Source organism: Streptomyces albicerus, from assembly GCF_008905045.1.
Taxonomy (GTDB): domain Bacteria; phylum Actinomycetota; class Actinomycetes; order Streptomycetales; family Streptomycetaceae; genus Streptomyces; species Streptomyces albicerus.
This window is the reverse complement of sequence record NZ_VWMY01000008.1, coordinates 139,787-153,308: the sequence shown is the minus strand read 5'-3', so window position 1 is coordinate 153,308 and position 13,522 is coordinate 139,787. Positions and strand designations below refer to the sequence as shown.

The window sequence follows — 13,522 nt, the reverse complement described above, 5'->3', positions numbered from 1 at the left end:
AGCAGCCTGACGCCGCATCGCATACGAGCGGGCCTTTCGGACGCGATCCTTGAAGAGGACCTTGAAGAGGACCTTGAAGAGGACGAAGCGAGGTCCCTCAGCCATGGCGGGGCCGCAGGCCGTTGTGCCTGCGGCCCCGCTCGGGCGCCTGGGTCAGGACGGGTCGCCGTACTGGAGGCCGCGTCCGTTGGTGCCGACGTAGACGCGCCCGTAGGTGTCGGGGTCGCCGCTGATGACGCCGACGCCGCCGATGCTGCCCCACTGGTGGGCGTCGTCGTTGACGCGGAGCCAGGTGGCGCCCTTGTCGGTGGAGCGGAAGACGCCGGTGACGTCCTTGACGGTACCGATCATGTACAGGGCCTGGTAGGAGCCGCCCGGCGCGGCCTTGCCGAAGCCGAGGGCGGAGGCGGACTGCACCGCTCCGAGCGTGGTGAAGGTGCGGCCGCCGTCGGTGGAGTGCAGCAGCCCCTTGCCACCGCCGGCGATCCACAGGTCCCCGGTGATGCCGGGGACGGCCGTGAGCCGGCCGGCGGGCAGGTCGGTGGCGCGGGCGGTGAAGGTCGCACCGCCGTCGGTGCTCGCGTGGAGCGTGCCGTCGGCCAGTGAGTAGAAGGTCTTGTCCGAGGAGCGGTCGGCGACGACCACGGCGCCGGTGCCCAGACCGCTGACCTTGGACCAGCCCGCCCCCTTGTCGGTCGAGCGGTACGGGGCCTGGCCGGCCTCGGTCCAGACGATGGCGGAGCCGTCCGCCGAGAGCGCGACATGCCCGCTGTCGGCGCTGCCCACCGGCTCCGACTTGAAGCCGTTCCAGCTGCTGCCGCCGTCGGTGGAGTAGGCGCCGTCCTGCGCGCCGCCACGGCCGACGCGGACCATCATCGCGGGGTTGGACTGGGCGAAGTCGATGTCGGTGCTGGTGATCATCATCGGGTTCTCCAGCCGTCCGGCGGGCACCCTGGTCAGGGAGTCGTGGCGGAAACCGCCCAGGTCGCCCATGGCGGTGATCGCGGTGGCACCGCCGGGCGGGGCGATCACGTCCTGCACCGCGGTCTCCTCCAGCCCTCGGGCCCCCACGATCCAGTGGCTGGTGCCGCCGCTGTCGGTGGCGTCGGCGTCCTTGCTCCGCCAGATGCCGCTGCCGGTGCCGTACAGCACGTGCCCGGAGTCGAAGGGATCGATGGCCAGGGCGGTCATCCAGTGCCCGGTGCCGGTACCGACGTAAGGAGCGGCGGAGGCGTCCCGCTCCGACTTCGCGGCCTGTGCCTTCCAGGTCGTGCCGCCGTCGGTGGTGCGGTAGATCTCGTCCTCGGGCCACCAGCGGTCGAGGGTGGTGACCATCACCGTGGACGGCTTCTGCGGGTCGACGGCCAGACCGGAGAACCCGTAGCTGCCCTCGGACGGGGAGACGTCCTTCCACGCCCCGCCGGCCGGCGTGTGCTTCCACACCGAACCCGCCGTCGCGCCGCTGGGGCCGACGGTGTTGGCGTACGTCACGTACAGCGAACCGTCACCGGAGAGCACGCCGTGCTGCGGCATCTGGCCGGTGGGCTGCCCGGAGACGGCCTGCCAGGTGCTGCCGCCGTCGGTGGAGCGGTACAGGGAGGTGGACCTGTCGGCGACGCCGGCATAGACCGTCTTGCTTCCGGCCGGGCCGTACGTCACGAAGGAGATGCCCGCGCCGCTGCTCGCCCCGTCCTTGACGGGGAACGAGGAGACCTGACTCCATGTCACGCCGTGGTCGGTGCTGCGCCACAGGCCGTTCTTGCGGGTGCCAAGGAGCAGGGTGCCGTTCTCTGCGGGATTGATCGCCAGCCGTTCGCCCGCCCCGCGGCCGTCCTCGTTGGCGCCCAGCTTGAAGGGCAGGTCGGTGCGCTGGAAGGTGCGGCCACGGTCCGTGGAGCGCAGGATCGCGCCGTTGCCCGCCCAGCTGTTGGTGTACGTGCCCGCCGCGAGATAGAGCCGGTCGGGGTCGACGGGGTCGGTGGCCAGCGAATCGATGCCCAGCAGGTTCCAGTCCTTCTCGCCGGCCCAGTCGGTCAGCGGGATCCACTGCTCGGCCGCGACGTCCCAGCGGTAGGCGCCGCCCATGTCGGTGCGCGCGTACAGCAGGCCCTTCGCGCGCGGGTTGAACACCAGCCCGGTGACGTAACCGCCGCCCACCACCTGGGCGTTGTTCCACACATACGGTCCGGCCGCGGCCGTGGTCTGCGCGGTGCCGTTCCCGGCCGCCTGGGTCCCGGCCGCCTGGGCCTCGGCCGTTTTCACCAGCTTCCACTGCTGGTTGGTGCTGCCCTTGCCGGGATACTGGATGACTGCCCCGCCGTCGGCCGTGGAGGCTCCGGACACGTCCAGGACCTGGCCGCTCCTGCGGGAGGTGAGGGTGACGGCGTCGGAACCGCTCACATCGTCGATCCGCCACTCCTGGGAGGTGGAGGAGCTGTCGGTCTGCTGCTCGGCGGCGGCTGCCTGGGCGGTCGAATCGCCCGCTATGCCCAGCACTTTGCCGCTGTTGCGGTTCACCAGCTCGTAGTAGCCGTCCCCGGCGGGCCTCAGCTTCCACTGCTGGTTGGCGGTGCCCTGGTCGGTCCACTGCTGGATGCGGGTGCCGTCGGCGGTGGAGAAGGCGTTGACGTCCATCACCTTGCCGCTGCGTACGGAAACCAGCCGGTAGTAGGCATCGCCGTCGACCGTCGCGGCCTGCGAGTCCTCCTGCGCGAACAGCAGATACGGCACGACGATGGCGGGCACGCCGAGCAGCAGACCGGTCGCGGTCCAGCGACGGCGGTGACGCCCGCGGCGCCCGCCGTTCGTGGGGTTGTTCATGGGGGAGGTGCTCTCCTTGCATGACGTTCACCGGAGGAAATGCGGATTCCAGCCGCCGGAACTGGCCGGATCCACCTCCTTGTGGTCACAGGCCTCGCAAAGGGTTGCCTTGAGCCGGAAACCCCTTTTTACGGCCGGCCGGCCCCCGCCGATCGGCGGTGTGGTGGGGGCCGACCGGCGGGGCAACTCCCGTAGCCCGTCGGATGGTTGACCGCCCCCGTGCTTCGGCAGCGTTGTCCTAGTGACCGAGATCGAAAGCGCCGAGAAGGCGCCTCCGCGTTCCTTGTCCGCCCCCGAGTCCGCCACATCCGCACTCGAGTCCGCTACATCCGCCCCCGAGTCCGCCACGACGACGGAACGGCCGGCGCCGATGGCGCGGCTGGTCGGGGTGGACCTCGCCCGTGCACTGGCCGTGTTCGGAATGTTCACCGTGCACGTCGGCCCCTTCACCACGCCCGGCGGCGGCGTCGGCGACTGGTTCATAGGCCTGGCGAACGGCCGGGCCTCGGCGCTGTTCGCCACCCTCGCCGGGTTCTCGTTGATGCTGATCGCCAGCCGCCGCGAGCCGAAGACCGGACTGGCCGGCCGGCAGGCGAAGGCCCGGATCGTGATCCGGGCCGTGATCCTGCTGGTGCTGGGCAGCGCGCTGGCGATGACCAACTTCGGCGGCGCCGTGATCCTCCCCTCCTACGGGTTGTACTTCCTGCTGGCTCTGCCCCTGCTGCGGCTGCGGGCCAGGACACTCGCGATCATCGCGGTCGCGCTCGCGGTCGTCACGCCGCAGTTGGCGTTCGGCCTCAGGGCGCTGCTCACCGAGTCGATCGTGACCAGCATCGACTCGTACGACCCACTCGCGCGCCTCTCCGACGTGGGCGTGCTCGACCTCCTGCTCACCGGCCTCTACCCCGCGATCACCTGGATGACGTTCGTGGTCACCGGCATGGCGTTGGGCCGGCTGGATCTGACGTCCGGCGCGGTGCGGCGGCGGCTGGCCGTGGTCGGTCCCGCACTGATCGGGTTCGGATACGGCGTCTCGTGGCTGGCGCTCCGGTTGTCCGGCGGCGATCAGCAGATCATGGCCGGTATGCCTGCCATGAAGGACCCCGGTGCCATGAAGGACCCCGGCATGGCATCGGGACCGGGACCGGGATCGGGATCGGCATCGGGATCCTTCGACATGCCGGTCGGTGGTGAGCTGTGGGGCCCCGACGCATGGGGGCTGCTGGCAGCCGAGCCGCACACCGGTTCCACGTTCGACCTCATCGGCAGCATCGGGATCGCGATCACCGTGCTCCTGTGCCTGACGGTGGCGATGGACCGACTGCCGTGGCTGCGGCGGCTGGCAACTCCGATCATCGCCGTCGGCACGATGTCCCTGACCCTCTACGTGGCCCACATCCTGGTCATCCTCGCCCTGCCCGGCGAAGCGGCCACCCCGCCGCAGTCCGCCTCCGCCGCGCTCCTGCTCTGGTTCATCCTCGGGGCCACCGTGTCCGCGGCGATCTGGTCCCGCTTCTTCCGCCGCGGACCGCTGGAGTACCTGCTCAACGGCGCGACCAGACTGGCGAATTCCGTCCGATGAGCCTCGGGCGGGTACCCCGGGAAGGTCAGTTCGCGTGAAGGCCGGCCGGCATGTCCGCATCCCGGAGAGCGCCCGATCACGAGCGCAGAGTCAGAACCGAAGCGGCCGAGTCGGCCACTTGCCGTACCGGAAACTCGACTCTTTCCGTACCGGAAACTGTCTCCTACTCTTTCCGGTATGGAAACTCACGGGGTACGACTCACGCCGGAGCAGGCCCATGCCGCCCTGGCCGACACCGAGCACATCCGGGCCTCCGCCGCAGCGCTGTCGGCCACACCGTGGCCGAACTGGTTCTTCATCACGCTCACGCTCTACATTGCCGCGCTCCCGATCACCTACGGAGGCGTCATGGCCGACTCGGACTGGCTGCTGCCGCGCCCCGCCTGGATAGCCATCATGCTGACGAGCACCGCGGTGTACATGGCGCTCTTCGCCGTCGCGGCGAAGGCGTGGCGCAACAAGACCGGGGTGGCGCTGCGGTTGGACGTGCTGCCGAAGCGGGCGACCGTGCCGCTCATGGTCGGCCTGCCCGTGCTGCTGGTAGGGGCAGCGCTCGCTTTCCGCGTCACGGGACGGCCGGTGTGGCTGATCGCAGCCTCGCTGATCGGTGCCGTCGTGTCCGTCGGCTTCCACCTTGCCTTCGTCCGCCTGCACCGGAAGGCCCCGTGAGCGCCGAAATCCACGACCGGCTGGAAGGTTTCGACACCACCATCCACGCCCCGAACCGGCTGCGCATCTGCGCCCTCCTGCACGCTGCGGGCGAGGCGGAGTTCGGCCTGGTCCAAATGCAACTCGACCTCTCCGCCTCCGTGCTGAGCAAGCACGTCACCGTGCTGATGGACGCCGGTTACGTCGAGCAGCGCAAGGCCGTCCGCGACACCCGGCAGCGAGTGTGGCTCCGGCTGACCCGGCGAGGCCGGGATGCATATCAGGGGCACCTTGCGGCGCTGCGGGCGATAGTGGGGTCGTCGGATCCGGCTCTCTGATCACGATCGGAGCCCGATGAGGAGCGCGGCGGCGACTGTGCCGACAACAGCCAACGGGCCTCGTGAAGCACACCGGGCTCATGGCGCGCGAGCCAGGCCAGCAGGGCGGCCGGGGAACCCGCGAAGGGCACCGTGCCCGACAACTCCAGGGCCCGGGACCAGACCGGAGTGCCCCGCCATTCCTCCAACACCGGTTCGGCACGGGTGTCCATCGCCACGATGGCGGGGCGCACCGGCCGGCCTTGCCCGTCGACGGCGTACAGGCCGTCGCCGTGCCCGGCCAGCCCCACCACGGCGACCGCCCGCCCCGTGTCCGGGCCTGCCTCGGCGAGACAGGCGGCGATGGCCTGGCACGCTGTCCGCCACACGTCGTCCATGTTCCGCTCGACCCAGCGGGGGTGCGGGGTGCTCAGCGGCAGCGTGCCGCTGCCCCGCCCCACAGCTCGGCCGGTGGCGTCGAACAGCACGGCCTTGGTCACGGTGTGTCCCGCGTCTACACCGAGCACCAGTTCACGCGCCACCACCCATCCCGGTTCGCTGACCTTGACCGCCGCGTGCTGTTCCGCCTTGATTCCTGACCGGTCGACGCCGCTCAGGGGCCCGAAACACGGATCACACACCTCCGCCAGGGCGTCGACGCAGTACCGGGCAGGGAAGAGCGATCACCGACGACCAGAACGCGCAATGACGACCAGAACGCGCAATGCGATCTCGTCGTGTATCGAAGCACCGCCCAAGGGGCCGATCGTCCCATGCAGCAGTTCGTTGCGGCTGGTTCGCGCGCTGACCTGGTCGAACGAGTGGGCTGCGGACGCGCCGGCGGTGCGTGCCCTCACCGTGATTCCCCGCTGTTCCCCGCTCTGTCCGGTGCGCTTGTGGTGCGGTTGCTACGTCCCTCGGCTGCTCGGCTCGGCTTGTAGCGCTCGGGGAAGTCGGGATGGTCCTGGTAGGGGAGTGCAAGGTCGAGCAGGTCGTCGCACGGCCAGAGGTCACCGTCGAACTGACAGTCATCACGGTCATCCCAGGGACGCTCCGGGTCGCCTTCGGCCGGACTGAGCGTGTGACGGTTCAACACGCGTCGCTTGGCCTCGACTTCACGCAGCACGCGGGCGGGGTCGTGCAGGGCCACGTGCTGCGCGATCGCGGGATGGAATCCGGTGAGATCTCCTTGGCAGAAGTCGACCGTGTCCCCGCGCGCGGTCCACTCCCCGCAACACCCGTCCCCGTCACAGCATCGGGCGAGGGCGGCTTCCTCGTCCAAGCGCGCATTGAGGAACGCCACCAGGTCGTTGTTCATGAGGGCATCCTCGACGACGGACGGTGCGCCGGCACGTCGTTTACGACCGTCGCTCTCCTCCAGGACCTGGAGCAACACCGCGGAAACCGGGAGTCCTCGGGTGGTCCGTCGTGGTCCGTCGTGGCCGGTTGGGCCGTATCAAGAGCCGCCTTCACTCTGGCGTTGGCCGAGCGGGTGTCGAAAGTGCCCTGAACCGGGAAGATCTACGGCACCGAACTCCCGAACATGGAAGTGGAACATCATGTTCCCCTCAGGGTTTACGCGGAAATCTTGTTCGCCGACGTGGCGCGCTGCAAGATCAGGTGACCGCGAGCGGGGGCATCACGACCGGTAGCCCCCACTCGTCTGACCAGGGGGAACCATCATGCGAATTTCAAGGGCGGCGTCGCTGCTGATTGCGCCGAGCCCCGCGACAGCCGTGCTGGGTGTTGGTGGCCCGGCCTTTGCGGCGGATCCGACTCCCACCCCGACCGAGGCGGTCGACAAGATCGCGGTTGACACTCCCTCCACGTACACCACCCACGCCAAGTACGGGGTCTACCGGCTGAAGACCGCCGGCTACAACCAGTACGGCTACGCCAACTGCGCCAAGGGGACCAAGGGGACCAAGACGAACGCGACGCTCTACACGCCTGCCCGGGTCGGCTGGTACATCTGGGAGACCAAGTAATGCCCCGGCGGCTCTCTGTGGGGCTGAGCTTCCTGTCAGCAGCCCTGCTGCCGCTTGCAGTTGCCTGCACGTCTGACCAGTCGAACCCCGCAAAGGCTCCAGAACCCGCACCGCCCAGCACGTCGGCATCCGCCGCATCCCCCAGTTCCGAACGGGACTCAGCGATGTCCCCACCCGAGTTGGACACGACCGAGACCCTCGCCGGCCGCCAAGGTGAGACCCGCGGTGGCAGCACTTTCGAGTTCAGCGAGGGTGAGAAGGGCGATGTCCTGATCGCCGCCGTCCGATGCCAGGGCAAGGGGGAGATCAAGGTCTCCCTCAAGTCGGTGAACGTCGACTTCCCATTGAAATGCGTCGATGGCGAAGTAAGCACAACGCACAACGAGGTCGGCGTCGCGGGGGCGGAGAACAAGGGCACCGTCTCGGTCCAGGCGCCCTCAGCAGTGCGCTGGTCCATGACGATCGGCCGCGGCGAGCCTCCGAAAGCACAACCGCCTGAGCCTTCAGGCGAAACAGAGTAGAACCGCGTACAACCGCATACACAACTCCAACCGGCCCTGCCCGAGGCTGAGTTATTGCACGGTCACCGTCCAGCCCTCCTCAAAGGGCCGGACGGTGACCGTTTCAGCGCCCACTTCGTTCGGCTGTCTAGAGGCCAACGACGCGCACGGACGCGGGCTGCTCCTGGTCGACTCCATCGCCGACTCGTGGCACTCCGGGCCCAGCCGCTTCGGTGGGAGCGTGGTGTCTGTCGTCGTGGCCGACCTTCGAGGCAAAGTGCCACTCTGAAGGACACGACGGTCCGGGCCGGACAGTCCTCCGAGAAGGCTGCCACGCCTCCATCGGCTCCACGGATGTACAGCGACGGCTCCTTCCCACTGCGGGCGCAGTGGGAAGGAGCCGTCGGCCGGCCGTCGGGACCGCTCGGGTCAGCGGGTGCCGAGCAGGGCGCGCCAGGTCTCCGGGCCGATGACGCCGTCGACCTGCAAGTGGTGGTTCTGCTGGAAGGCGACCGCCGCCGACTTCGTCCCCGAGCCGAACGCGCCGTCGACCGCGAGGCCGTAGCCGTAGACGTTCAGCTGCGTCTGCGCTGCCTTCACCGCCTGGCCGGACGAGCCGTACTGCACCGTCTTGATCAGCTTTGACCAAGTGTTCGGGCCGATGACGCCGTCAGCGGCCAGGGACTGGGACTTCTGGAACTGGATCACCGCCGAGCGGGTGTTCGGGCCGAAGATGCCGTCGGCCTCGAGCGTGTAGCCCTGCGCGGTCAGCAGCTGCTGGGCGGACCGCACGTCCGCACCCTCGGAACCGCTCTGGAGGATCGGCCAGGAGACACCCGGGGACGGGAGCTCCCCGCCGCCACCGCCATCACCCAGCTTGACCGGGCGGAAGGGGTCGTAGTTGTCACTGCCGATCCCGTACGTGAGCTGCCGGTGGGTCGTGCCGTACGTACCGCGCTGTTCGTACGCCCAGTAGGCGCTGTGCGACGTGTTGGCCCACTTCTCGAAGATCACTACGTGACGGAAATCGCCGTCAGTGGTGCTGTAGTCGATCAGCAGGTCACCCTTCTTGAGCTGACTCATGCTGCTGAGCCGCGTGGTGACGCCGTTTCGCGAGTCGGCCAGCCCGACGGTGTTCAGGCCGGGCTTCCCCAGTCCAAGTGCCATGGAGACATAGCCGGAGCAGTCCTGGCGGTAGCCGTCCGTCCAAGTGCGCTCCATGCTGTAGGGGACCGGGGCTCCGTTGTTGGCCGTGAGCCACGTACGGGCCCGGTTGATCATCGTGTCGGGCGAGAGCGTGGCCGTGGCCGTGGCCATGGTCGACATCTTGCTGACCTGGGTGACGAGCTTGCTGTCGGCCTCGGGCTCGGGCCCGTAACCGGTCGCCTTCTGGGCGGCGACCGTCGCCAGCTTCGAGGAGTCGGTGTCGGCGAGCGACGGTGTGACGGCGATTGCGGCCGCGACACCTCCGGCGGCGACACCTATGAGAGTGACCTGCGCGCGGCGCGCGAGTCGGCTGCGAAGAGACATGATTCCCCCGTATTCCGTTTGTTTGTTGTGGCACGCCGAGCCGAGTGGGCCGACCGGGGCTTGGAATGCTTGTCGTTCATCGAGTGCCGCATCACCGGGCGGACCGGAGGGCCACACACGGCCCGCCCCCCTGTACGAGGGGATGGGCCACGTGGGTCAGGGGCGCCAGCCGTCCTTGATGCGGCCCTGCGGCACCTGCCAGGTGCCGCTGCACTTCCCGTCGTCGGGGCCGCGCCAGATCTTGATGGCGTCGGCGTCGTTCGCCTAGTTGCCGACCGACGATCCCCGGTAGGACGTGTGGTCAGCTGCAAGTGCGGTAGTTGTAGGCCGCGACGCGCCAGGCACCGTCCTTGACGAACCAGTACCGGTTGCTGTCGTCGCGCCTCAAGGTGAAGTCGTGGGCCGCGCCGTCGTACCTGAGGTAGAGCGTCCCGGCCTCCGTGCTGCCCGAGATGTACCGCAGCTTGTTGTCCGCCGTGCCGAGCGTCAGGGGGCCGACCCGTCCGTCGTTGTCCAGGCCCCAGCGCGTCTGAAGCTTCTTGCTGGCGTACTCGGTGTTGGGGCCGAAAATGCCGTCGATGTCCGCCTCGTCGTAGGCGGTGCCGTTGGACTCCGTCGCGCCCTCCGCCCAGAGGATCTCCTGCCACAGGCAGGTGGCGTTGGAGTTGGCGTAGCTGCCGGTCGACAGGGTCCCCTCGTTGCTCCAGTCGTCCGTCCATGCACCGTAACCGGTGAAGTACCCCTGGGCGGAGGTGGCCGAGGCGGGCGAGGCGCTCACGGCCAGCGCGGCCGTCGCGACGGCGGCGGCGACGGCGGTTGCGAGGCGGGTCCGAGTTGTACCGAAGTTCATTGTGTTCCTTCCCCAATTGGCGTGCGTCTGCTGGAGCCGACCGCACCGGCCGGCTCCGCGACGAGACTGCGGGTTCGGCGCGTTGTCCGGCCACAGCTGACGCGGAAGTGACCTCGTCCCGGGACGTCCCGCACGCTGACCTGCTGAGATGCCGTCCGCCGAGTCCCTGCTGCGGGACTGCGGCGATAGGAGGGATGGCTGATTCCGCGCCAGGACTGAGCCGCACCAGGGCGGCGTGCCCGCGCTGTGATCCCTGTGACAGCTGATGCAGAATGAGCCCGGGACACGGGGGCCGGGATCGCGGCCCCCGACGCGAGTGGGGGAAAGCGTGTCGCGCTGGAAAGAACTGCCCGCAGAACTGCATCCACACATCCACCAGTTGATCGTGCGACTGCGCAGGCTGAAGGACCGCAGCGAACTGAGCACCCGTCAACTGGCTGCGAAGACCGGGTACAGCGCGAAGTCGTGGCAGCGATATCTGAACGGCAGGTCTCTGCCGCCCCGGGAGGCCGTCGAGGCGATGGCCCGCGTCGGCGGTGACGATCCGCCCCGGCTGCTGGTGATGCACGAGATCGCCGCCCAACGCTGGGCGGAGGGACGGGCGGTCGCCGCCGACGCGCCCGAGAACCCCTCCGCAACACCGGCACACCCGCCTGCGGAGCAGCAGCCGTTTCGGCGTCACCTGCGCGCCGCGGTCACGGCGGGAGTCTTGGTGACGGCACTGTCCGTCTCCGCGGCGCTCCTGCTGGCCGTGCGGCTCACCGACGCCCGTGCCCAGCTCGCGCACGAGCGCAGCGATGCTGTCACGACGGCCCCGGCCACCGTGTCGGAGTCCCTGGTGCCGGTCATCTACACCTGCCGGCTGGAGCAGCGTGACGGCCGCTGGTACGCGGGCCTGAGCCGGACCACGGACCTCCTCCTGTCCAACACCCAGGTTGGGCTCGAAGTGGCCGAGGCGCAGTGCCTGCTGCACCGGGCGGGCACCGCGCCAGGGGACATCGACGGCGTCTTCGGCCCGAAGACGCGGCGAGCGGTCGAGCGCATGCAAAAGCAGAACGGGCTGATCGTGAACGGAGTCATCGACCCGCCCACCTGGCAGGCCCTGCGGTCGGCGGATGCGAAGTGAGCGCGGAACACACCCGGCTGGCCGCGGCGCTGCGGGAGCTGCGGGCCGGTGCGGGGCTGAGCCTGGCGGCGCTGGCGGAGCGGACGGCGTACAGCAAGTCCTCGTGGGAGCGTTACCTCAACGGCAAGAGCCTGCCTCCTCGCCAGGCCGTACAGGAACTGTGCCGGCTCGCGAACGAACCGGACGGGCGGCTGCTGGCCCTGTGGGAGATCGCCGAATCGCACTGGAGCGGACGCGCGGTGGCCCCCGCACCCGGCCCTCCCGCGGACGAGTCGCCGCGGCCACATCCTCAGGAGTCGCCGCCGCCCGCCGGGACCGGGTGGCGGCGACTCCGCGGGGGCAGGCTCCTGGTGGTGCTGGCGTCGGCGTACACCGTGATCGTCGGTGGTGCTGCGGCCCTGTTGTTCCTCCTGCTGCCGGACTCGGAGGCGCAGGAGGACGGACCGCCGCCGGCCTCCGTCCCGTTCTCCCTCGCTCCCGAATGCCACGGAGCCGCCTGCGAAGGCCGGGACCCGATGCGCCTGATCTGCGGCATCGGCCCCGAAAACCTCGCCTCGCACCGCACGGCCACCGGCGCCCACGTCGAGCTGCGCCACAGCAAGAAGTGCGGTGCGAGCTGGGCCCGGACCTGGGGGACCGAGATCGGCGACCGGGTGGACGTCACGGCAGGCGGCCCGACCCACAGCGTGCGCGTCGGGAACAAGGACGACGCGGCAACCTTCATCTATACGGAGATGACCGAAGTCCGTCCCGGCAGCACCGTCCGGGCCTGCTTCCGGCCCGCGTCGGCCGACGGCGAACGGGAGTGCTTCGAGGCCCGCGTGGGCGGGGCCGCCACCACGACCCGGCCGCCCTCACCTCCAGTGGCGTCAGGCCCTCGCGGGTAGCGTCCGGCCCTCGGACATGTCGATGCCGAAGTCGGGAATTCTCAGCGGGAGGCAGGCGGGTGAGGTGCCGTCGGTGATGGTCGGAACAGCTCGGCGTCGGGGCCCGGGGGCAGACGAGCACGAGTACGACGCCTTTTACGCCGCGAGCGTCGGCCGACTCATCAACGCCTTGTTCAGGGCGATGAGGTCGAAGACGCCGGCAGCGCAACGAGGAGTGGGAAACAGCGTTGGCGTTCAAGGTGTTCCCACCGGCTGAGGCCCTCGTTTGCCGGATCGGGAGACACTGTCCCCATCACCCGCCCGACCGGGGCGTGCGGTGGTCCGGGATGCCCGGAGACCCGACGGAGACCCGATGGAACGACGCCAGCTGGAGTATTTCCTCGCCGTGGTCGAGCACGGCGGATTCACAGCGGCGGCCATCGCGCTCCATGTCGCGCAGCCCTCGCTGTCGCATGCGATCCGGTCCCTGGAACGCGAATGCGGCGGAAAACTCTTTCACCGTCTCCCGCAGGGTGTCGTTCTCACCGCTGCTGGTGAGGCGCTGGTCCAGCCGGCCCAGCAGGTTCTGCGCGACCTGTCCACGGCCAGTTCTCTGGTCCGAGAGGTCCTCGGGCTGGGCGGCGGCCGACTCGACATCGTTTCGCAGACGACCCTGTCGGTCGACCCCCTGGCCGACATGCTGGGGCGTTTCCATCGCGTGCATCCGAAGGTCTCCGTGCGCGTGGTCGACCCGGAGAGGGGGTCCGCCGTGGCGCACATGGTCGCGGCCGGGCAGTGCGAACTCGGTCTGGTGGACGCCTCGGTGAGCACGGCGGACCTCCGCGGGATCGACCTGCCGGAGCAGGAGATGCACGTGGTGCTGCCCGCGGACCACCCGCATCCGGCGGGCGACACCATCACCCCGCGTGAACTGGCCGCGCTGGACCTGATCGTGACACCGCCGGGCACCAAGACCCGGGCGGCGATGGACGACCTGTGCGCCGCACTGGGCGTCGAGCCGCGGATCGCGGTGGAGACCGCGCACCGCGCGATGATCGTGCCGCTGGTCCTCTCCGGCGTCGGTGCCTCCCTGCTGCCCGCTTCCATGGCCCGGGACGCCGCGCTGCGTGGGGCCCGGATGCTGTCTCCTCGGCCGCGGCTGCTGCGCCACGGCCGGCTGGTGTGGCGGTCGGGTCCCCTGTCCCCTGCCGCCCAGGCGTTCGTGGACCTGGCGTCCGCACCTGCCCAGGACTGAACATCCCTGCAGGTATAGAAGATTTCTATTGCCTTCATTC

13 protein-coding genes and 1 pseudogene are annotated in these 13,522 nt (G+C 69.5%); 9 read left to right on the top strand and 5 right to left on the bottom strand.

The genetic code is table 11. The features are described 5' to 3' along the window. Positions 1-153 precede the first annotated feature (153 nt). Entirely contained in the window at positions 154-2,820 is a 2,667-nt protein-coding gene (locus tag GAS53_RS09030; RefSeq protein WP_151476927.1) for an RICIN domain-containing protein, read from the bottom strand. A 241-nt stretch (positions 2,821-3,061) separates the two neighbouring features. Between GAS53_RS09030 and GAS53_RS09025 the strand changes: the two genes are divergently transcribed. The 3 genes from GAS53_RS09025 to GAS53_RS09015 all read left to right on the top strand — a co-directional run bounded on the left by GAS53_RS09025 (position 3,062) and on the right by GAS53_RS09015 (position 5,388). Continuing rightward, positions 3,062-4,402 carry a DUF418 domain-containing protein gene (locus tag GAS53_RS09025; protein ID WP_404829191.1) on the top strand — a complete coding sequence of 447 codons (1,341 nt, stop codon included), beginning with the start codon at positions 3,062-3,064 and terminating at the stop codon, positions 4,400-4,402. Positions 4,403-4,579: 177 nt separating this feature from the next. After that, positions 4,580-5,071 (top strand): hypothetical protein, encoded by a 492-nt coding sequence (locus tag GAS53_RS09020; RefSeq protein ID WP_151476926.1) that lies wholly within the window; start codon positions 4,580-4,582, stop codon positions 5,069-5,071. After that, a complete protein-coding gene (locus tag GAS53_RS09015) occupies positions 5,068-5,388 on the top strand; it encodes a transcriptional regulator (protein WP_151476925.1) in 321 nt (106 codons plus the stop codon). Before GAS53_RS09020 ends, GAS53_RS09015 begins: the two co-directional genes overlap by 4 nt. Here the strand turns inward: GAS53_RS09015 and GAS53_RS09010 are convergent. Next, entirely contained in the window at positions 5,331-6,008 is a 678-nt protein-coding gene (locus GAS53_RS09010) for an FGGY family carbohydrate kinase (protein WP_225858820.1), read from the bottom strand. The two genes, GAS53_RS09015 and GAS53_RS09010, sit on opposite strands and share 58 nt — an antisense overlap. Before the next feature lie 212 nt (positions 6,009-6,220). After that, the gene (locus GAS53_RS09005; protein ID WP_225858819.1) at positions 6,221-6,685 is read right to left on the bottom strand and encodes a DUF6221 family protein; all 465 of its coding nucleotides are present in this window, start codon (positions 6,683-6,685) and stop codon (positions 6,221-6,223) included. Between the two features lie 364 nt (positions 6,686-7,049). Between GAS53_RS09005 and GAS53_RS09000 the strand changes: the two genes are divergently transcribed. The 3 genes and pseudogenes from GAS53_RS09000 to GAS53_RS56165 form a co-directional block, all read left to right on the top strand. Next, entirely contained in the window at positions 7,050-7,355 is a 306-nt protein-coding gene (locus tag GAS53_RS09000) for a hypothetical protein (RefSeq protein WP_151476924.1), read from the top strand. A gap of 179 nt (positions 7,356-7,534) precedes the next feature. Continuing rightward, complete coding sequence (locus GAS53_RS08995; protein ID WP_225858818.1) at positions 7,535-7,876, top strand: hypothetical protein; 342 nt, start codon at positions 7,535-7,537, stop codon at positions 7,874-7,876. 130 nt (positions 7,877-8,006) lie between these two features. Beyond that, positions 8,007-8,144, top strand: a pseudogene (locus tag GAS53_RS56165) (ATP-binding protein); the annotation flags it as partial. A gap of 140 nt (positions 8,145-8,284) precedes the next feature. Here the strand turns inward: GAS53_RS56165 and GAS53_RS08985 are convergent. Further along, entirely contained in the window at positions 8,285-9,385 is a 1,101-nt protein-coding gene (locus GAS53_RS08985) for a peptidoglycan-binding domain-containing protein (protein ID WP_151476923.1), read from the bottom strand. A gap of 301 nt (positions 9,386-9,686) precedes the next feature. Continuing rightward, positions 9,687-10,235, bottom strand: coding sequence for a peptidoglycan-binding domain-containing protein (locus GAS53_RS08980; protein WP_151476922.1), 549 nt, complete (start codon positions 10,233-10,235; stop codon positions 9,687-9,689). 328 nt (positions 10,236-10,563) lie between these two features. Here GAS53_RS08980 and GAS53_RS08975 point away from each other — a divergent pair, with 328 nt between their 5' ends. The 3 genes from GAS53_RS08975 to GAS53_RS08965 all read left to right on the top strand — a co-directional run bounded on the left by GAS53_RS08975 (position 10,564) and on the right by GAS53_RS08965 (position 13,482). Then, positions 10,564-11,361 (top strand): peptidoglycan-binding protein, encoded by a 798-nt coding sequence (locus GAS53_RS08975; RefSeq protein WP_225858817.1) that lies wholly within the window; start codon positions 10,564-10,566, stop codon positions 11,359-11,361. After that, positions 11,358-12,248 (top strand): helix-turn-helix domain-containing protein, encoded by an 891-nt coding sequence (locus GAS53_RS08970; protein WP_151476920.1) that lies wholly within the window; start codon positions 11,358-11,360, stop codon positions 12,246-12,248. The genes GAS53_RS08975 and GAS53_RS08970 overlap by 4 nt, the downstream gene beginning before the upstream one ends. 352 nt (positions 12,249-12,600) lie before the next feature. Next, positions 12,601-13,482, top strand: coding sequence for a LysR family transcriptional regulator (locus tag GAS53_RS08965; protein ID WP_151476919.1), 882 nt, complete (start codon positions 12,601-12,603; stop codon positions 13,480-13,482). The last annotated feature ends 40 nt before the right edge of the window (positions 13,483-13,522 follow it).